Annotated in this window: 18 protein-coding genes; 8 read left to right on the top strand and 10 right to left on the bottom strand. The window is 70.8% G+C overall.

Features of this window, described 5'->3' with window-relative positions:
• Positions 1–62 precede the first annotated feature (62 nt).
• Positions 63–818, bottom strand: a complete 756-nt coding sequence (locus ACFY9S_RS16790; RefSeq protein ID WP_391128526.1) for a GPP34 family phosphoprotein — start codon at positions 816–818, stop codon at positions 63–65.
• A gap of 202 nt (positions 819–1,020) precedes the next feature.
• Here ACFY9S_RS16790 and ACFY9S_RS16785 point away from each other — a divergent pair, with 202 nt between their 5' ends.
• Positions 1,021–3,858 carry a D-alanyl-D-alanine carboxypeptidase gene (locus ACFY9S_RS16785; RefSeq protein ID WP_391128523.1) on the top strand — a complete coding sequence of 946 codons (2,838 nt, stop codon included), beginning with the start codon at positions 1,021–1,023 and terminating at the stop codon, positions 3,856–3,858.
• A gap of 132 nt (positions 3,859–3,990) precedes the next feature.
• A complete protein-coding gene (locus tag ACFY9S_RS16780; RefSeq protein ID WP_391128520.1) occupies positions 3,991–5,952 on the top strand; it encodes an MFS transporter in 1,962 nt (653 codons plus the stop codon).
• Between the two features lie 3 nt (positions 5,953–5,955).
• Here ACFY9S_RS16780 and ACFY9S_RS16775 read toward each other — a convergent pair whose 3' ends face one another.
• Positions 5,956–6,795, bottom strand: coding sequence for a hypothetical protein (locus ACFY9S_RS16775; protein WP_391128518.1), 840 nt, complete (start codon positions 6,793–6,795; stop codon positions 5,956–5,958).
• Positions 6,796–6,879: 84 nt separating this feature from the next.
• On the opposite strand from ACFY9S_RS16775, the gene ACFY9S_RS16770 reads away from it, so the two are divergent.
• Positions 6,880–7,665: an SDR family oxidoreductase gene (locus tag ACFY9S_RS16770; RefSeq protein WP_391128515.1), complete on the top strand. Its 786-nt coding sequence runs from the start codon at positions 6,880–6,882 to the stop codon at positions 7,663–7,665.
• A 174-nt stretch (positions 7,666–7,839) separates the two neighbouring features.
• On the top strand, positions 7,840–9,408 hold the full coding sequence (locus ACFY9S_RS16765) for a sodium:solute symporter family protein (protein WP_391128512.1): 1,569 nt from the start codon (positions 7,840–7,842) through the stop codon (positions 9,406–9,408).
• Positions 9,409–9,715: 307 nt separating this feature from the next.
• On the opposite strand, the gene ACFY9S_RS16760 is transcribed toward ACFY9S_RS16765, so the two are convergent.
• From ACFY9S_RS16760 to ACFY9S_RS16750, 3 genes are all read right to left on the bottom strand, one after another.
• Positions 9,716–10,831, bottom strand: coding sequence for an ADP-ribosylglycohydrolase family protein (locus tag ACFY9S_RS16760; protein WP_391128509.1), 1,116 nt, complete (start codon positions 10,829–10,831; stop codon positions 9,716–9,718).
• A gap of 121 nt (positions 10,832–10,952) precedes the next feature.
• Positions 10,953–11,546 (bottom strand): hypothetical protein, encoded by a 594-nt coding sequence (locus tag ACFY9S_RS16755; RefSeq protein WP_391128506.1) that lies wholly within the window; start codon positions 11,544–11,546, stop codon positions 10,953–10,955.
• Positions 11,547–11,904: 358 nt separating this feature from the next.
• Positions 11,905–12,357 carry an ATP-binding protein gene (locus tag ACFY9S_RS16750; protein ID WP_391128504.1) on the bottom strand — a complete coding sequence of 151 codons (453 nt, stop codon included), beginning with the start codon at positions 12,355–12,357 and terminating at the stop codon, positions 11,905–11,907.
• 113 nt (positions 12,358–12,470) lie between these two features.
• On the opposite strand from ACFY9S_RS16750, the gene ACFY9S_RS16745 reads away from it, so the two are divergent.
• Positions 12,471–13,283: a Scr1 family TA system antitoxin-like transcriptional regulator gene (locus tag ACFY9S_RS16745; protein ID WP_391128502.1), complete on the top strand. Its 813-nt coding sequence runs from the start codon at positions 12,471–12,473 to the stop codon at positions 13,281–13,283.
• A complete protein-coding gene (locus ACFY9S_RS16740; RefSeq protein WP_391128499.1) occupies positions 13,280–13,468 on the top strand; it encodes a DUF397 domain-containing protein in 189 nt (62 codons plus the stop codon). The genes ACFY9S_RS16745 and ACFY9S_RS16740 overlap by 4 nt, the downstream gene beginning before the upstream one ends.
• Positions 13,469–13,471: 3 nt before the next feature.
• On the opposite strand, the gene ACFY9S_RS16735 is transcribed toward ACFY9S_RS16740, so the two are convergent.
• Positions 13,472–13,606 carry a hypothetical protein gene (locus ACFY9S_RS16735; protein ID WP_391128496.1) on the bottom strand — a complete coding sequence of 45 codons (135 nt, stop codon included), beginning with the start codon at positions 13,604–13,606 and terminating at the stop codon, positions 13,472–13,474.
• A 609-nt stretch (positions 13,607–14,215) separates the two neighbouring features.
• On the opposite strand from ACFY9S_RS16735, the gene ACFY9S_RS16730 reads away from it, so the two are divergent.
• The gene (locus ACFY9S_RS16730; RefSeq protein WP_184561225.1) at positions 14,216–14,725 is read left to right on the top strand and encodes a DUF2165 domain-containing protein; all 510 of its coding nucleotides are present in this window, start codon (positions 14,216–14,218) and stop codon (positions 14,723–14,725) included.
• On the opposite strand, the gene ACFY9S_RS16725 is transcribed toward ACFY9S_RS16730, so the two are convergent.
• Together ACFY9S_RS16725 and ACFY9S_RS16720 are read right to left on the bottom strand one after the other, a co-directional pair.
• The gene (locus ACFY9S_RS16725; RefSeq protein WP_391128493.1) at positions 14,682–15,248 is read right to left on the bottom strand and encodes a GNAT family N-acetyltransferase; all 567 of its coding nucleotides are present in this window, start codon (positions 15,246–15,248) and stop codon (positions 14,682–14,684) included. The genes ACFY9S_RS16730 and ACFY9S_RS16725 overlap by 44 nt on opposite strands.
• Before the next feature lie 20 nt (positions 15,249–15,268).
• Positions 15,269–15,889 carry a TetR family transcriptional regulator gene (locus ACFY9S_RS16720; RefSeq protein WP_391128490.1) on the bottom strand — a complete coding sequence of 207 codons (621 nt, stop codon included), beginning with the start codon at positions 15,887–15,889 and terminating at the stop codon, positions 15,269–15,271.
• Between the two features lie 113 nt (positions 15,890–16,002).
• Here ACFY9S_RS16720 and ACFY9S_RS16715 point away from each other — a divergent pair, with 113 nt between their 5' ends.
• Positions 16,003–16,914: an alpha/beta fold hydrolase gene (locus ACFY9S_RS16715; RefSeq protein WP_391128487.1), complete on the top strand. Its 912-nt coding sequence runs from the start codon at positions 16,003–16,005 to the stop codon at positions 16,912–16,914.
• An 85-nt stretch (positions 16,915–16,999) separates the two neighbouring features.
• On the opposite strand, the gene ACFY9S_RS16710 is transcribed toward ACFY9S_RS16715, so the two are convergent.
• The gene (locus ACFY9S_RS16710) at positions 17,000–17,554 is read right to left on the bottom strand and encodes a hypothetical protein (protein ID WP_391128485.1); all 555 of its coding nucleotides are present in this window, start codon (positions 17,552–17,554) and stop codon (positions 17,000–17,002) included.
• Between the two features lie 86 nt (positions 17,555–17,640).
• Positions 17,641–18,639, bottom strand: coding sequence for a glycosyltransferase (locus ACFY9S_RS16705; RefSeq protein ID WP_391128482.1), 999 nt, complete (start codon positions 18,637–18,639; stop codon positions 17,641–17,643).
• Positions 18,640–18,707 lie beyond the last annotated feature (68 nt).

Here is an 18,707-nt window from a genome sequence, read left to right as displayed (position 1 = left end):
TCGCGTGGTGCGTGTGCCGGTCGTAGTCGTGCTGGTGCCAGGTCGTGCCGGTGCGGCGCGGCTCAGTGGGCCACGGCCCGGGCCATGCTTCCGTGGCGCGGCTGCATCGGAACACCGCGAGCGGGTTCCGAGGCGGGCCTGGCCGTGCCGGCGGCCTGGCGGCCGGTCGGTGCCGGGCTGCGGCGCGGCTGGGCCGCGACGCCGTTCTGGACGTCCATCACCGCGTGCGCGACGAGACCGCCCATGGGGTCGTGCCTGATCAGGTCCCTGAGCCGGGAGCGAGAGGAACGTCCCTCGTTGCCCGGGTACAGGTGCTTGCCGAGACCGACCGCGTGAGCGAGGGCGGCGAGTGCCGCGGTCCGCGGGTCCGGCGGTACGCCGGTGCGGATCGCGGAGTCCAGCCGGGCCCTGATCTCCCGGCTGATCTCGGTCTCCGTCGCCTGGTAGCGAGTCGTCGGCAGCACTCCGCACATCTGGCCCGCCACGGCATGCACCATGCCGCACCGCTCCAGATGCGAGAGGTAGGTCTGGCGGAGCCCGAGACGCGGCCCGCCGATCCAGTGGACGGCACGCACGGGTGCGCCACGCCGTCGCAGCAACTCCAATGCGCAGTCCAGTGTTGGATCTCCAGTCGGCCGTGGTGCCACCACGGCGATACGATCCCCGTCTGGGGCTATCCGTCCGGCCAGCGCCAGCTCTACTAGCTGTGCTCCGGCCAGACCGAGGTCGAGCGACTGCGGCTGTGCGGTGGTACCCGTGGTCGGGTCCAACGCCAGCAGCAGAAGCTCCTCCGGAAGTGTTCTGCGGCTCCTGCCCATCCATGCCTCCCCGCGTGGATGAAAGACAGGGTGACCCCTCTCACATTCATCTGTCGAGGGTGCGTGACCGGTTCGTAGTGGAACCAGTAGGTATGTCGTTCTCGTCTACCGGATGGGTTTGGCCCGCACACAGGACACTGGTACATGGTTCGGACAGCGCCGGAGCGGTGTCACGGGCGGCGGTTCACGGTTCGGTACGCGCATGCGGGGCATGCGGCGCGAGGAGGAGGCATCGGTGGCGGGCGAGTCCCCCGACAGGTCGAAGCAGCGCGAGTCGTCGGCAGAGAAGACGTCGGGGAGCGCGAGTCCGGTTCCGGAGGCCAGGAGCGAAGTCGCCGACCCGCGGCTCGCGGTGGCCCGGGACCGGGAGAGGTCCGCTGCGCGAGGCGGTGCCGACACGGCGACCCGCGTGCTGTCCACACGGACGGCCGAGGAGCCGGAGAACACCGAGGACGACGCCGAGCGGATCGACGGCGACCCGCACGCCGAGGAGGCCGAGGGAACCCGGGGGGCCCAGGGAGCCGAGGGCGACTCGGACGCCGAGGACGCCGAGGACGCCGAGGACGCGGCGGCGGACGCCGGGGAGGGTGCTTCCGGCTCCTCCGAGGGATCCGATGGGTCCGATGGGTCCGAGGGCACTGACGGGCGGCTGCGCGATGCCGTCGCCGCGTGGGTGGCGTCGGCGGACGAGGGCGAGCCCGCTGCCGCCGAGAGCGCGGAGAAGGGCGGGAAGGCCAAGGGGGCCGAGGGGGCCGAGAAGCCCGCGGAGACCGAGGCGGACGCCCAGGAGGCCGGGAAGGGCACCGGCGCTGCGGAGCCCGGCGCGGACACCGACGCCGGGGACGACCGGGCGGACGACGCCGAGGCCGACCCCGAGCCCGCGGAGGCCGACAGGGACGCCCAGGAGGCCGGGAAGACCACCGGAGCCGCCGAGCCCGGCGCGGACACCGACACCGACACCGAGGACGACCGGGCGGACGAGCCGTCGCAGGGCGGGTCGGCCGAGGCCGACCCCGAGCCCGCAGAGGAGCCCACGGAGGCCGACGCGCCCGCCCGGGAAACCGCAGTGGCAGCGTCCGAGGGCTCCGGGGCGGGCCACGGTGACGCCGACGAGGCCGAGGCGGACCGTTCCGCCAGCGCCGACGACGAGGACACCGCCGAGGCCGAGGCGGACGCCGACGTAGACACGGACGCGGACGCGGACGCGGCCGAGCGGACCGACGACCAGGGCTCCGAGCCGTCGGACCCCGGCGCCGACGACGACGTCAAGGACCCCCGCTCCGCGGACCCGCGCGTCTCCGACGACCCCGCGACCACACCGAAGGCCGCCGACACCGAGGACGACGCGGCCGACGCCGCAGCCGAGGCCGAGGCCGACACCGACACCGAGGCCGACACCGCCGGGAGCGACACCCCCGACGACGACACCGACGGCACCCCCACCGCACCCCCCGTCGACCAGCCCACCGCCGTCTTCAAAGTCGTACGGCCTCCGGTCGATCAGCCCACCACCATGCTGAAGCTCGGGGGCGCGGCCAAGGACCTCCCGAAGACGGACCTGCCGAAGAAGGACGTTCCGGAGAAGGACGCCGAGCGGACCAGCAAGTTCGTCGCGCTCAAGCCGCTGGACGACCCGTCGGCCAGGAAGCCGGCCGCCCCGGCCACCCCTGCCGCCCCGGCTGCCCCGGCCACCCCTGCCGACGCCACCGCGCCCGTCCCCACCCTCGGCCCGGAGCGGACCACGCAGCAGCCGCTGCCGCCCAGGCCGCCGCTGGATCTGCTGGCCGAGCTGACGAACACCCCGCCGCCCCCGGAGACACCGCTGCGGACTGCGGCCCGGCGGGTGAAGATCTGGACGCCGCTGGTGCTGCTGCTGGTGGTCGTCTTCGCGGTCGTGCAGAGCGTGCGCCCGCTCCCCTCGCCCACCCTGGAGCTCACCGCCGAGGACGGCTACACCTTCGAGGGCGGAAAGGTCGACATCCCCTGGCCCGCCGACGGCCAGGCCGCGCTGGACGTCCAGGGCATCGGCACGTTCGGATCCTCCGGCGAGCAGAAGCCCGTCCCGATCGCGAGCGTCGCCAAGGTGATGACCGCCTACGTCATCCTGCGCGATCACCCGCTCAAGAGCGGCGCGGACGGCCCGAAGATCGAGATCGACCAGGCCGCCGAGGACCAGTCCGACGCCGGCCAGGAGTCCACCGTCGACGTCACCAAGGGCGACAAGATCAGTCAGAGGGAAGCTCTGGAGAGCATCCTGATCGCGTCCGCGAACAACGTGGCGCGGCTGCTCGCCCGCTGGGACGCGGGGTCCGAGAAGGCGTTCGTGGGCAAGATGAACGACGCCGCCAAGGACCTCGGCATGAAGAACACGACGTACACCGACCCGTCGGGCCTGAACAACACGACCGTCTCCACGGCCGTGGACCAGGTGAAGCTCGCCAAGGCCGCCATGCAGCAGCCGGTGTTCCGCGAGGTCGCGACGATGATGTCGTACGTCGACTACAAGCAGAAGAAGCACGACAACTGGAACCGCCTGGTCGGCTACAACGACGTCACCGGCATCAAGACCGGCACCACCACGTCGGCGCTCGGCAACCTCGTCTTCGCGGCCAGGAAGGACGTGAACGGCGAGACCCGCCGGATCATCGGCGCGGTCGTGCGCCAGCCCGCGGGCGGCCCGGACAACACGATCCTGGGCGCCGCGCTCCACGAGGGCGACAAGCTGATCCGGGCCGCGCAGGGCGCGCTGGAGTCGGCGACGATCCTGAAGAAGGGCGACATCGTCGGGTACGCCGACGACGGTCTCGGCGGCCGCACCCCGGTCGCCGTCACCAAGGACGTCACGGCCGTCGGCTGGGCGGGTCTGTCCGTCAAGCTGACGTTCGCCGCGGACGACCTGCCGCACACGGCCGAGGCCGGCAGGAAGGTGGGCACGCTCACCGTCGGTGACGGCACCACCAGCGCCGTGAAGGTCCCGGTGGCCCTCCAGAAGGACCTGGTGGAGCCGGGCTTCGCGGCCAAGCTCACCCGCCTCGGCTGACCCGGGGCGCGACCCGCACCACCGCACTCCGCCGGTAACGGCCCGTCCGGGCGCCGCCCGGCGGGGTGCGTGCTAGCGTCCCGAACCGGGACAGGCCGAGAACAGAAGACGGGACACGGGGAGTGCCTTCGAGTGGCCACTGCGGAGCCGACACGCGCAGACGACACCGGACCGGGCTCGGTATCAGGCCCGCGAATACGGCTGCCCGAAGCACCCGAAGACGACGCACGGGAGCGGGAAGTCCCAGAGTCTGACGGCACCGCGTCCGACGGCAGCGTGTCCGACGACCGCCCGTCTCAAGACCGCCCGCCCGAAGCCGGCACTCCCGAAGCCGGCACGCCCGACGGCAGCAGGGCGGGCTTCGAGTGGCCCGCCCCCGTGCTGGCGTTGCGTGAGCGCATGCTGCGGCACCCGGTCCTCTCCGTTACGGGCCTCGCCACGGTGCTGCACATCCTCTGGTTCTTCACCTTCGCGAACAGCGGTGGCGATCTGGCCGCGCAGGACGCGTGGGCCGAGTTCGTCGGCCGGCACCCGGACTCGGCGTACAACCTCGCCTGGTACGGCGGGATGCACCCCGTGTCGTACAGCATGGTGTCGCCGTACCTGATGTCGGTGCTCGGCGTGCGGACGACGATGATGATCGCGGGCACGGTCTCGGCCGGTCTGCTGACGCTGCTCCTGCTGCGCAGCCGCTCCGTCCTCAACCCGCTGTGGGCCTCGCTGGCCGGCGTGTTCGGGCTGTTCTGCAACGCGGTGTCCGGGCGGGTGACGTTCGGTCTTGGCATGATGTTCGCGCTCGGCGCGGTCGCCGTCGTGTTCTGCTGGCCGTACCGGTGGCGTTACAAGCGCTGGGCGAAAGCCCTCAGCGCGGCGCCGCTGGCCGCGCTGGCCACCATGTCGTCGCCGGTCGCAGGCCTGTTCGTGGGCCTGGTGGCGGTGGCGCTGTTCCTGCAGAAGCGGCGGCCGGGCGCGTGGGCGCTGGGCCTGGCGCCGACCGCGGTGGTGGCGGTGTCGGCGTGGCTGTTCCCGTTCTCGGGCACGCAGCCGATGATGATCGGCTCGGTGCTGCTGCCGCTCGCGTTCTCGATCCTCGCCTACGTGTTGGTGCCGCGGGAGTGGAAGACGGTCCGGCTCACGGCCGCGGTGTACGGCCTGGGGGTCGTGCTGGTGTGGCTGATCAGCTCCCAGATCGGTTCCAACATCACGCGGCTGGCGATGCTGTTCGCCGGGGTCGCGCTGGTCGCCGCGCTGCCGTTCACGGTGCCGCGCAGCCGCAAGTGGTACGCGGCCGTCGTGGCATTGTGCGGTTTCGGCGTGTGGATCGGCTTCAAGACGGTCGACGACATCGTGCACACGGCGCCGGCGGCGTCCTGGTCGCGTGAGCTCGCGCCGCTCGTCAACGAACTGCAGGAGGTCGGCGCCGAGAAGGGCCGGGTCGAGGTCGTCCCGGCCCGCTCCCACCGTGAGGCCTCCGCGCTCGCCCCTTACGTCAATCTGGCCCGCGGCTGGAACCGCCAGGCCGATATGGAGCGCAACCCCCTCTTCTACGACGACACCCTCAACTCGGCGAACTACCACGAGTGGCTGAAGCGCTGGGCGGTGCACTACGTCGTGCTGCCCAAGGGCGAGCCGGACGGCGACGGCGGTCAGCGGGAGCGAGCCCTGGTGCGGCGCGGGCTGCCGTATCTGACCCAGATCTGGGGCGACGCCACCTGGCAGCTGTTCAAGGTGAGCGACCCGACCCCGCTGGCCGAGCCGAACGCGGTGGTCGACCGGGCCGAGCAGGGCGAGATGGTCCTCCAGGTGAAGGAGGCGGGCCGGATCCTGGTCCGCATCCCGTACTCGCCGTGGCTGAGCATCGTCGACGCGGAGGGCAAGAGCCTGAAGCCGCCGCAGGAGACGGAGGAGTCCGGGAACCGCCCCGAGGGCGAGCCGAAGACGTACGTGAACGTCAACGGCTGCCTGACGGAGACGGAGGAGGACGCGCAGGGCGACAAGTGGACGGAGCTGCTGGCCCCGAAGGCCGGCACGTACCGCCTGGCGGCGCCGTACCAGCTCCCCCGGGGCACGCCGTGCCCGGAGGAGCTGGACTGAGCCTCAGCGCAGCCGGTCCACGTACGTGTCCGTGCCCGGCACCGTCGGGATGAACGGGGCCACCAGTTCCACCCTGCCCAGGCCCGATTCCGTCACCGCCGCGTCGAGGCCGGTGAGGTACGGGTCCCAGCACTCCCTCGGATCGGTCTGGAGGAACCACAGGAGCGTCAGGCGGGTGTCGACGCCCTCGACCTGTTTCACGTAGGTCATGCGGTCGCCGGGGAGGGGTGTCGGGCTGAAGACCGTCACCAGTGCGGCCGGGGAGCCCGCCAGGCGCTTGGGGCAGTGGCGGGTGCGCAGCCACTGAAGGAGCGGGGCGCGCTGCTCGGGGGAGTCCGCCTCGACGACCTGGAGGACCAGGCCCGCGTAGGGGTGGTCGAGGGCGTGGACGTCGCGGGGGCCGGCCGCTCCGTCGCGGTACACCGTCGCCTCGTGGTTCTGGAACGCCGTGAGGACGTGCGTGCGGTCGTGGTAGACGCGGGCGTCCCGGTTGAGGCGCTTGTTGACGGCGACCGTCCAGCGCATGTGGTCGTCGTAGCGGCCGGCGGTCATCCAGTACGTGGAGAGGTAGCAGCCGGCCGTGACCGGCTGGGCGATCGCGGACTTCTCGGGGTAGCGCAGGAGCTGGAGGTCGCGCGTCGCCACCCAGCGGCGGCCCGCCTGTATCCAGGGCATGGCCATCGCGCCGGCGTAGTAGTGATCGTCCTCGTACCAGCGGTTGTACGCGTACTCGTGCCCGGGATGCGGCTCCACCATGGTGATGAGGGCGTGCCCGGGGTGGGTGCCGTAGGGGCCGACGGCGGCCAGTTCGGCGTACAGCTCGCTGCGGGTGTCCTCGCTCATGCCCTTCCCCTTCCTCGGAGGCCGGTTCATACTCTGACGCTCCGTCAGATAGAACGCCAGGGTCCGGCCCGGGGAGGTCCTGCCATGTCACTGCTCGCGGGGAAGACGGTCGTCGTGTCGGGGGTCGGGGCCGGGCTCGGACGGCAGGTCGCGGCGGCCGTCGTACGGGACGGCGGGCGTGCCGTGCTCGGGGCCCGCACGGAGGCGAGCCTGGCGAAGACGGCCGCCGAGGTCGACCCCGGCGGGGCGTGCACCGCGTACCGGGCCGCGGACATCTCCGACGAGGCGCAGTGCGAGGCGCTGGTGGAGCTGGCGCGGGAGCGGTTCGGCGGGATCGACGCGGTTGTGCACGTGGCCGCGCTGGACAGCTACTTCGGCGGGCTGGAGGACGCCGACTTCGAGTCCTGGCGGTCCGTCCTCGACGTGAACCTGCTGGGCACGCTGCGGATGACCCGGGCGTGCCTGCCGTCGCTGAAACAGGGCGGCGGTTCCGTCGTGTTCGTCGGGACGCAGTCGGCGGTGGCGGCCCCGTCGCAGGTGCGGCAGGCGGCGTACGCGGCGTCGAAGGGGGCGCTGACGAGTGCGATGTACTCCCTCGCGCGCGAGCTCGGGCCGCACCGGATCCGGGTCAACACCGTGCTGCCCGGCTGGATGTGGGGGCCGCCGGTGCGGGCGTACGTGCGGTCGGCGGCCCGGTCGGAGGGTGTGTCGGAGGCGGCCGTGCTGGGCAGGCTGACGGACCGGACGGCACTGCCGGAGCTGGCGACGGACGCGGACGTGGCGGACGCGGCGGTGTTCCTCGCGTCGGACCGGGCGCGGGCGATCACGGGGCAGTCGCTGCTGGTGAACGCGGGCGAACTGATGCGCTGAGGGCCCAGTTCCAGCCACGCGCCCGGCCCTTGCGGCAGTTCACGTACATAAACTGAAGTCATCTCACCGAACTATTTTACGGTCTCTTGACCTTCCCCTTGCTTGCCGTGCGCACGTCACCGAACCCAGAGTTCACATGCCTGACCCTGGCGGCAGCACCGTGGAAGGGGATTCATGAACGGTCTCGACTGGGCCGTGCTCATCGGCTACTTCGCCGTGATGGTCGCGATCGGCGTCTGGTCGCACAAACGCGTCGACAACGTCAGCGACTTCTTCACCGCCGGCGGCAAGATGCCGTGGTGGCTCTCCGGCATCTCGCACCACATGTCGGGCTACAGCGCGGTGATGTTCACCGGGTACGCGGGCATCGCCTACACCTACGGCGTCACGTCCTTCGTCACCTGGTCCTTCCCCATCGCCCTCGGCATCGCCATCGGGTCGAAGCTGTTCGCCCCGCGCATCAACCGGTTGCGCTCCCGGCTCCATGTGGCCTCCCCGCTGGAGTACCTGAAGAACCGGTACGACCTCAAGACGCAGCAGGCCCTGGCCTGGTCCGGGATGCTGCTGAAGATCGTGGACGTGGGCGCGAAGTGGGCGGCGATCGCCACGCTGCTGTCCGTCTTCACGGGCATCTCCCTCAACCAGGGCATCCTCATCACCGGCGGCATCACGGCGATCTACTGCACGATCGGCGGCCTGTGGGCGGACGCGCTGACCGAACTGGGCCAGTTCATCATCCAGTTGCTGGCCGGCATCGCGATGTTCGTGGCGGTCTTCGTACGCCTCGACGACCACGGCGGCTTCTTCGGCGTCTGGGACTCGCCCGAACTCCAGGGGCACGAGAAGCCGTTGGTAGGGCCGTACGGCACGGTGTTCCTGCTGGCGTTCCTCTTCATCAAGCTCTTCGAGTACAACGGCGGCATGCTCAACCAGGCCCAGCGCTACATGGCCACGCGCGACGCCAAGGAGGCCGAGCGCTCGGCCCGCCTCTCGGCGATCCTCTGGCTGGTCTGGCCGCTGGTGCTGTTCTTCCCCATGTGGATGTCACCGCTGCTGGTCGACTCGCAGAAGCCGGACGGCTCGGACTCCTACGCCCTGATGACCGAACAGCTCCTGCCACACGGCCTTCTGGGCCTGGTCATCGTCGGCTTCTTCTCCCACACCATGGCCATGTGCTCCTCCGACGCCAACGCCATCGCGGCGGTGTTCACCCGCGACTGCGCGCCGGTGATCTGGGCACGGGCCCGCACCTGGAACCAGAGCCAGGGCCTGCGGGTCGCCCGCATCGCGACGGTCGTCTTCCTCGGCCTGTCCATGGCGGCGGCGACGCAGGTCAACTCCCCCGCCTTCAAGGACATCATCACGGTCGTCATCAAGTGGGTGGCCGGTCTGATGGGCCCGATGGCGATCCCGATGATGCTGGGCCTGCTGCGCGCGTTCCGCCGCTCCGGCCCGACGGCGGCCCTGATCAGCTGGTCGATGGGCCTGCTCGCCTTCTGGCTGGTGAACTACCCCATCAACTGGAACGTCGAGGGCGGCGTGCCGCTCCAGTACCAGGTGTCGATCCCGCTGGCCGTCTCGCTGGTCCTCTACATCCTCGTCGGCTACATCCGGCCGGAGGACACCCCTGAGCGGCTGGCGATCATCGAGCGGATCAACACGGACGGGGACGGCACGGCCTCGGCCACCATCCCGGCCCCGGCCGACCCGGCGGACGACGTGGTGCGCACCGCCAAGGGGTGAACCGTTCCTGATCAGTGAGCGGCCGCAACGCCGGGCGGCGCCCCTCCCCGTTGGGCGGGCGCCGCCCGGCACCACCGCACAGAGGCGGGACCGGCGTCCGTCAGGTCACCCGCGCCGGATCCACCAGGCACAGAACGCACTCAGGTGTCCGGCAACGCCCCCGGGCCGCGGTGCCAGGTGGTGGTGCGCCGTCCGGCGTCGCCGAGTCGGTGTCGGCCCTGGACGGGGCAGATGCGCGGGGCGGCGGGAAGATGTGCGCTGCGGCGGGCGCCCGGTGCCGTGTCGCGGGGTGTGTGGCGGGAGCGCTTCAGGCTCTCGGGTAGCGGGCGAGCCAGCCGGGGGACGAGCCGGCCGGGCCGTGCAGGGCCGGGCCCTGGGTCATCTCCATGGCGAAGTCGTCGGCGAGTTCCAGGATGGTCGGGCGGCCCTCCAGCTCGGCCAGCCAGGCCGGCGGCAGCGCGGTCTCTCCGTGCAGCGCGCCGAGCAGGCCGCCGGTCAGCGCGCCGGTGGTGGCGGACGGGCCGTCGTGGTTCACGGCCAGACACAGCCCGTGCCGGACGTCGGCAGCGACCAGCGCGCAGTACACGGCGGCGGCCACGAGCCCCTCCGCCGTACCCGCCCCGCTCAGCTCGGCCACCCGCTCCGGCCCGGGCATGCCCTGCCGCACGGCGCCCAGCGCATGCTGCAGCGCGTCCGAGACCGGCTGGTGCCCCGGCCGGGCGGCCAGCAGCCCGAAGGCCCGCTGCACAGCACCGTCGAGGCTCTCGCCCAGCGCCAGCGCGTGCACGATCACGGCGTAGGCACCCGCCGCGAGAGAGGCCGTGGGATGGCCGTGGGTCTGCGCGGCGCACTCGACGGCGAGCTGGGCGACCAGCTGCGGCTCCCAGCCCACGAGCAGCCCGAAGGGGGCCGACCGGGCGGCGGGCTCGGGCCCGGCCTCTCCGGGGTTCTTGGGCGCCTCCGGGGTTCCCATGGTCTCGTCGGCGAGCCCCAGCAGCAGGGCGCGGCTGGGGTCCCGCCGCGCGTACAGCCACTCCTCCCGCGCCAGCCACCCGTCTTCCTTGCGGCGCTCGTCGGGCCCCCAGTCGCGCTGGGTGGCGGCCCAGCGCAGATACGCCCGGTGCAGATCGGTCGGCGGATGCCAGGCGCCGGTGTCCCGCCTGACCTGGGCCCGGATCAGCCCGTCGACGGAGAACAGGGTGAGCTGGGTGAGGTGCGTGACGGCGCCGCGTCTGCCGTAGGCGGGGGCCAGGTCCACCAGGCCCTCCGCCCCGTGCGCCTCCCGGATGGCGTCGACGGCCAGCCCGTCGACCGGCGTGCCCAGCGCGTCTCCCACGGCCACACCGAGCAGGGTCCCGCGCACCCGGCTGCGGAAGTCCTGCTGCTCTGTACGGCCCCAGACGGAGCCGGCAGTCGCACCCACCTAGACCTCCCCGGGGCACCGTCCATACGTACGACAGCTCAGCACTGTAATCGAACGGGAAACGCTGGGTTCAGCGGCGGAACGGCGCGGGGGTGTGGCCGCGAGGTCCCGGTCGGCGGCCTCAGGTCTGCGGCCAGGTGATCCCCGCGGCTCGCAGCATCTCGCCGTACTTCCGGTGGCGGCGCCGGGCAATGAGCAGACCGAGCGCCCACAGACCGGCGAAGAACAGCCAGACGGCAGCACAGACCAGGAGCGCCGGCCCGGAGAACCCGGTCTGCGAGAGCGGGATCAGCAGAACCAGGGGAATGAGCAGGAGGGCGATCAGCCCGCGCCGCCGGTGGGTGCGGCTGTAGTCGACCATGATCCGGGCGTGCAACAGGTCGACGTCGCGCCGCGCCTCGGGCAGCGGACGCAGACGATGCCCGCCGGGACGCATGCCGGGCAGCGGTCCACCGTCCGGGGCGTCCGGATACCGGGCGGCGGTGCGGGCCGCCCGTTCCGCGGCGTCCGGCATGCGCCGGAAGGCGAAGTACGGGTTCGGACTCCCCTTGGGCGACAGGGGCGACAGCCCGTCGTAGCGGTAGCCGTACTGTTCGACGACGTAGGCGAAGGCGGCGAACTTCCGCCAGGAGCGCTGCAAATGGCGTGCGTCATGCCGCTCGGCACCCCGCGCACCGTCCCGCAGCAGTGCTTGGAGCTGGGTCTGCAGCAACATCTCGCCTCCTGCGTCGAGGGCGGGGCCGTTCCAGCCCGAGGCGACCTCGTGGACATGCAAGGGTGTGATGACGGCGATGGCGCAACCGTTCGTCCCACGGATGGCTTCCTATCACTCGAGCAGACGGCGTCCCCCGGGCGGGAAGCGGTCCGCAGGCGTGGAATCCAGGGGGGCATGCGGTGGGTGCGTCGAAATATCCCCATCTCGGTTTCGATCCGGCGCCGGGCGACCTGGAAACCGTTCGGCTGATGGTCTCGGCGATCGGCCGGGTGAACCGGGAGAGCGGCACGGCGCAGACCCAGGGGGGCGGTGGGGGCAGGTTGCCGGTTCGTTGGATTTGGCGTCGGGATCGGCCGGGTCATGAGCGGCCGGGATCCGGCAGGCCGGCCGTGCCGAGGGCCAGTTCAGCCCACACCGTCTTCGCGTGCGCCGGTGCCGCCACCACGCCCCAGCGGCGTGCGTACGCCGAGACGATCCGCAGCCCGCGGCCGGTCTCCGCGCCGTCCGCGACCGGCTCCGGGAGCCGTGGGACCCGGTCACCCCGGGCGTCCGTGACCTCGATGCGGAGTGTGCCGTCGGCGTGCAGCCGCAGCGCCAGCCGGAAGTCCCTGCCCTGGACGCGCCCGTGCAGCACCGCGTTCGACGCCAGCTCGGCCACCACCTGTGCGGCTGCCTCGTACGCCTCACCCCATTCATCGAGCTGGCGTTCGGCGAGCAGGCGGGCCAGTCGAGCACCTCTTCGAGTGGCGGACAGCTGGATCGCGAAGTGACGTACGGGGGTGCTGATTTCGGCGAGGGATTTCTGGCTCATGTCACCCAGCGTGGCCGTCCGTCCCTACTCTGAACAGCGACGACCCCGGTACGGAGCGTGACTGTCCGGGCGCATGGCGGGGTCGTACGGCTCGTACGTCAGGAGGGGAACGCGTGGAGGACGAGGAAGCGGCGGCCGTGCTCAGGACGGTCGGGCGGCAGATCAAGATGTGGCGCGAGGCGGCCGGGCTGAGGCAGGCGGAGTTCGGTTCGGCGATCGGGTACGGGGAGGAGATGGTGTCGTCCGTGGAGCGGGCGCGCCGGATTCCCAAGCCGGACTTCCTCGACAAGGCGGATGAGGTGCTCGGCGCCGGCGGCAAGCTCTCCGCGATGAAGGAGGACGTGGAGAAGGCGAGGTACCCGAAGAAGGTGAGGGATCTGGCGAAGCTGGAGGACGAGGCCGTCGAGCTCGGGGCCTACGACAACCACCAGATCCACGGGCTGCTCCAGACACCGGAGTACGCCCAGGCCCTGTACGCCATGAGGCGCCCGGCCTTCACCGAGGACGAGATCGAGCGGCACGTCGCCGCGCGTATGGCGCGGAAGGCCGTGTTCGATCGCCTGCCCCGACCGCTCATCACGTTTGTCCAGGAAGAGTCGACACTGCGGAGGCCGATCGGGGGCAGAATGGTGCTCCGCCAACAGCTCGAACACCTGTTGGCGGTCGCTGCGTTGCGGCACGTGTCGATCCAGGTCATGCCGACGGACCGGGAGGACCACGCGGGTATGGCAGGTCCGTTCCGGGTGCTGAAGCTACAGGAGGGCAAGACCCTGGGGCACTTCGAGGCCCAGTTGCACAACCGGGTGATCGACGATCCCCGGGACGCCCAGATCCTCGACATGCGCTATGGAATGATCCGGGCGCAGGCCCTCTCCCCCAGAGAGTCCCTGGCCTTCATTGAGAAAGTTCTAGGAGAAGAGACGTGACCACTGAACTCGACTGGTTCAAAAGCAGTTACAGCAGCAATGACGGCCCCGATTGCGTAGAGGTCGCCATATCCACTGCTCAGCCCACCGTTTTCCTCCGCGACTCCAAGAACAGGGACGGCGCCCATCTGGCGTTCACCGACGGTGCCTGGTCCGAGTTCGTGGAGTTCGCGGCGGGGCGTTGAATCTCAGTTCTGAACGAGGGGCGTTTCGGGGGTCTCGTCCGGCTCGACGGTCTCCTCGCGCTCCTTCTTCAGGGCGAGTTCCTTCGCCAGCTTCTCCGAGTACAGCCTCATTTCTGCTTCTTTGCGCTCGTCGAACACGGACGTCTCCTTTGTGAGCAGGGGTGTTGGCGGGTGGGTACTACCAGGGGGAGATGGAGAGACCGGTCAGGCGGAAACGCGCTGGAACCGGGAACCGCTGTGGTCCGGGAGCGCATGTGCCGACTGGTGACGGGATTCATCAGGGATCATCCGCCGCACCATCGCACACCTCCCAGGAAACAACTCGACCGAACCACAGACCTCTTGACTCGGATATTACCCGACGGGCCGGGATCGCGAAACGGTCCGATCACGTTCGCACACAGGTAATTCGCATGCTGTTCACCCGGCGAGAACCGGAGCCAGTACCGCGCGGTCGGTATCCGAAAGGCGCTCCAGCGCCCCGGAATTCAGTTCGCGTACGCGTTCCACATCCGCCCGGCCCGCCCCGCCATCTTTCGGGCACGCTGCCCGCGCAGTCGTCGATGTACGCCGTAAGCGTGCCCGGTTCGCGGGGGACCTGCTCGAACTCCCGCAGCAGGAAGGTCTCCCGACGCCCGCGTCGTCGTGCACATGGAACCGGGAGCGGTGGCGTTCGTCGTGCGGGGCGGTTCGAAGTTGGCTCTCATTCTGTCGCATCCGCCCCGGCCGCTGGGGAGAATGATCGGCATGGCCACCTCCACACCACGCGGCGCACTGTCGCTCGCCGCCACCCTGCTCACCGCCACCATCGCCCTCTACATGGCGCTCGTCGCCTTCGGGAACATCACCGACTTCGGAACCAACCAGCAGTTCGTCCGGCACGTGCTGGCCATGGACACCACGTTCAAGGACGAGGACCTCATGTGGCGGGCCGTCACGAGTCAGGGGCTGCAGGACGCCGCCTACGTCGGGATCATCGTCTGGGAGACCGTCGCCGCGCTGGTCCTCATATACGGGAGCTGGCTGTGGGCCAGACGCGATGACCTGCGCGCCCGGCGGATGTCGACGTACGGGCTGCTGATGGTGATGCTGCTGTTCGGGGCCGGGTTCATCGCGATCGGTGGTGAGTGGTTCTCGATGTGGCAGTCGGAGGACTGGAACGGTCTGGACGCCGCGACCCGCATCTTCCTGTTCAGCGGGGTCGTGCTGATCGTCAACCAGTTGTCGGCTCCACGGGCTCAGCCGCCCGCCTCCTGAGCGCTGCCGCTGCCGGATTCAGTGCCATGTAGATCCAGTCGAAGCCGTCACATCCCTCGGTGTCGAGATGCTGTGCCCGGCTCAGCCCGGCGCGCAGCGCCACGCGTTGAGAAGCCACGTTGGCCGGTCGAACGCGGGCGATCAGCGGGAGGTCGGGCAGGTGACTGGATGCCCAGGTGGCAACCGCGCCTGCGGCTTCACCGGCGAAGCCTCGGCCCCAGGCTGAGGTGGCGAAACGGTAGAACAGGTTCAGGACCGGCGCCCCGTGCAGTTCCATGGGCTTGATTCCGCAGAATCCGAGCTGCTGGGCGGAGCCGTGGTGCCGGACGACCCAGTACCCGTATCCGTACTGCCGCCACTGGTCGTCCCAACGCTGGTAGAGCGCCTCTGCTTCCTCGAGCCGGGCGAGCCCATCGGACGGGTTGTGGATGCAGGTCTCAAGATCACGGTGGACGGCGAAGATCGCGTCGACATCGGCTGCGGTCGGGCGTCTCAGCAACAGCCGGGCGGTCTTCAGTTCCACGACCGCTGGGCTCCGGTCACTCATGTCGAGACCTCATCACCGGTGCGGAAGATTCGGTTCAGTTGGTGACCCAGGACCGCGGTCGCCGACTCCGGGCTGCGTTGGCCGACGAGGATGCCGGTGCCGAGTCCCGCTGACATGGCAAGCAGGCCGGCCGCCTCCAACCGTGCGTCCACACCGGGCTCGAGCAGTGCCGCTTCCTGCGCCTGCAGGAGGAGTTCGGTCAGGGCGTCTTCGGCGGCATCGGGGTTCTTGATGAACGGCTGGGCTGCGAGCGCCGGGTCGTTCACGGCCAGAACCGCGTACGACGTGTAGAGGTGGTGGAAGGTGCGGCTCTCGTCGTCCGTCGGCAGCGCCGCCATCAGCAGCGCCTCGACCATGGCGCGCGGACCTGGACTGTCGCCGGCGGCCCGTACCCGGGCGGAGACGCGCTCCCCGAATCTCTCCGCCAGCAGTTCGAGCCCGAAGAACAGCAACTTTTCCTTGGTCTGGAAGTAGTACTGCACCAGCCGCAGCGATACGCCCGCCTCCGCTGCCACCTCGCGCATCCCGACGGCGTGCAGCCCGCGTCGGCCCGCGACCCGGACCAGGGCCTCGGCGATCTCGGTGCGCCGTTCTGCGTGGTCAACGCGCTTGGGCATCGGCCGGTACTCCGCTCGTCGTTCCTGCTTCGGCTCCCGTGAGCCCTTGATGATACAGCCGTACCACCTTCGTGGTACGTTCGTATCACAAAACCGAAACGCCGGAGGTGGCCATGCCCGAGACCGCTGCCCGAACTCAGGCCGATGTCGGCCGATACGTGAGCGATGCGTGGCGGGAGCGCTACTTCACGGCCTGCGATGCGGTCTACGCCCTGGGAGCGCCCCCGCTCTCGGAAGAGGACGTGGAGACGTCCTTCGGCACCACGCACGTCTACCGCTACAGCCCCGCGAACCAGGCCGCCCGCTCCCGCACCCCCGTCGTCCTGGTGCACGGGGCGGGCTCCTGCTCCGCCATGTGGTACCCGAACACCCCCGCCCTCAGCGCCGACCGCCCGGTCTACGCGATCGACACCCCGGGCGATCCCGGCCGCAGCGTGCAGCGCGAACCCATCCACCAGCCCGACCGCGCGGCGCAGTGGCTGGACGAGACGCTCGCCGGGCTCGGACTCGGCCGCGTCCACCTCGTCGGCTCCTCCTACGGTGGCTGGCTCGCCCTGAACCAGGCGCACCGCAGGCCCGGTCGCCTCGCCTCGGTCACCCTGCTCGACCCGGGCGGCCTGGAGAAAGTGGGGCTGCGCTTCTTCGTCTGGATCTTCGCCAGCCTCTTCGCGACCTTCGCGCCCAAGGCGTTCCGCCCGCGCCTTGCGGCCTGGCTCGAGCAGCCGGTCCTCGTCGTGCCGGAACTGCGCACGATGATCCGAACGGCGGTTCGCGCCTACCGCATACGCCGCCCGGCGCCGCTTCCCCTGTCCGAGGAGGAGCTGTCCACCATCCGGACTCCGCTCTATCTGGTGCTCGGCAAGCGAAGCCTCCTCGTGCACCCACAGCGGCAGGCGGAGCGCGTGCCGCGCCTGGTCCCCGGCGCCCGAGCCGAGATCATCTCCAGCACGGGCCACGGGCCGCAGATCGACCACGCGGAGGAGATCAACCGCAGGATGCTGGACTTCATGGCCTCCGTCGACTGACAACCGCCCACGCCGACGGGCCGGAAGGGGCGCACAGCAACGATCGAGAAGGCCCGGATCCCCGGGCCTCAGCCCGAGGTGCACGTCACTTGACCACGGTCACCGTCGTGCCGACCGTGCCGAACGACCACAGTGCCGTGCCGTCCGCCTTCCGCATCCTGACTCCGCCCGTCTTGGTGCCGGAGGCGGCGGGCGGCGGTGACGCCCCGTCGACCGCGTTGGAGAAGGCGACGGAGACCCCGTCCTTCGCGGCGAAGTACATGATGTGCTCGATCTGGACACCGTCCGAGCCGGTCGTGGCCGCGTTGCGCGACGACACGGTGTAGGTGCCCGGGTCGGGGCTGACCGAGCCCGGCCAGACGGTGAACGTGCGGCGGGTCCCCTCGCTCGCGTCGACCAGCCAGACCCGCTTCTCCCCGATGGCGTAGACGACGCGCCGGCCGGTGCCGGAGCCGTCCGGCACCCGCGCCGGGACCGACGCCGTGGGGGTGGGCTGCGCCGAGGCCGTGCTGCTCGGCTTGGCCGACGCCGCGGTGGGGTGCGAGCCCCGGTCCGCCTGTACGCCCAGGACCGTCACCGCGGCTATCGCTCCCACGGTCAGCCCGGTCACCCAGGCCCACGAAGGAAGTCGGGCAGGCACCGGCACGCATCTCCTCAGTCACGGGACCCCGCGTCGAAACGGGGTTCCGATCATCGTACTGCGCACCAGCGGCCCTTCGGCTCCCCTCAGGGGCCCCCGGCGGCCTTGCGGACCGGGACCGGGCCCGTGCCGGCGCCGCGGGCGGCGTAGCGCGGGGTGCGCACCGGGGCCGGGTAGGAGAGGTGCACCAGCCGCGTCTGCTCCTGGCGCATGTGCATGAGCGACTCCAGGATGTAGCCCACGAGCAGCACGAGCGCCGCGATGGTCATGATCGCGGCGGCGAGGATCGCCGTGGGGACCCGGGGCACGGTGCCCGTCTCGATGAAGTCGGCGATGACGGGGATCCCCAGCACGATCGAGACGAGGGCCAGGATTCCGGCGAGGACGGTGTGGACCAGCGAGGGCCGCTCGCGCCGCGCCAGGTCGAGGATGACCCGCAGGATGCGCCAGCCGTCCCGGTAGGTGCGCAGCTTGCTCTCGCCGCCGGCGGGCCGGACCCGGTAGTCCGTGAGGACCTCCGCGGTGGGCAGCCGCAGGTGCAGCGCGTGGATCGTCATCTCGGTCTCGGTCTCGAACTCGCGGGCGAGCGCAGGGAAGGACTTCACGAAGCGCCGGGAGAAGACCCGGTAGCCGCTGAGCATGTCGGTCACGTCGTTGCCGAACAGGGACCGCACGGCCCCGGTGAGCAGTCTGTTGCCGACCGCGTGCCCGGCCCGGTAGGCCCCGTCGTCCGTCACCCGGCGGGCGCCGACGACCTGGTCGTACGGTCCCTCGAAGAGCAGGTCCACCAGGTCGCGGGCGCGGGAGGCGTCGTAGGTGTCGTCGCCGTCGATGATGAGCAGCGCCTCGGCGTCGACGTCGGCGAAGGCGCGGCGGATGACGTTGCCCTTGCCCTTGCGGGGCTCCTGCCGGACGACCGCGCCGGCCTCCCGGGCGACCTCCACGGTGCGGTCGGTGGAGGCGTTGTCGTACACGTAGACGACGGCCTCGGGAAGGGCCGCGCGCAGGTCACGTACCACCTTGCCGACGGCCGCCTCCTCGTTGTGGCACGGCACGACACACGCGATCGTCGGTTCCACGACCACTCCTCGCTCGACTCACTACGGCACCTCAAAACGTCAGCACTCCATACATCAGCACCTCATACAGTCGG

The sequence above is a fragment of the Streptomyces sp. NPDC012474 genome (assembly GCF_042955185.1).
Lineage (GTDB): Bacteria > Actinomycetota > Actinomycetes > Streptomycetales > Streptomycetaceae > Streptomyces > Streptomyces cahuitamycinicus.
This window is presented reverse-complemented; position numbering and strand designations above follow the sequence as displayed.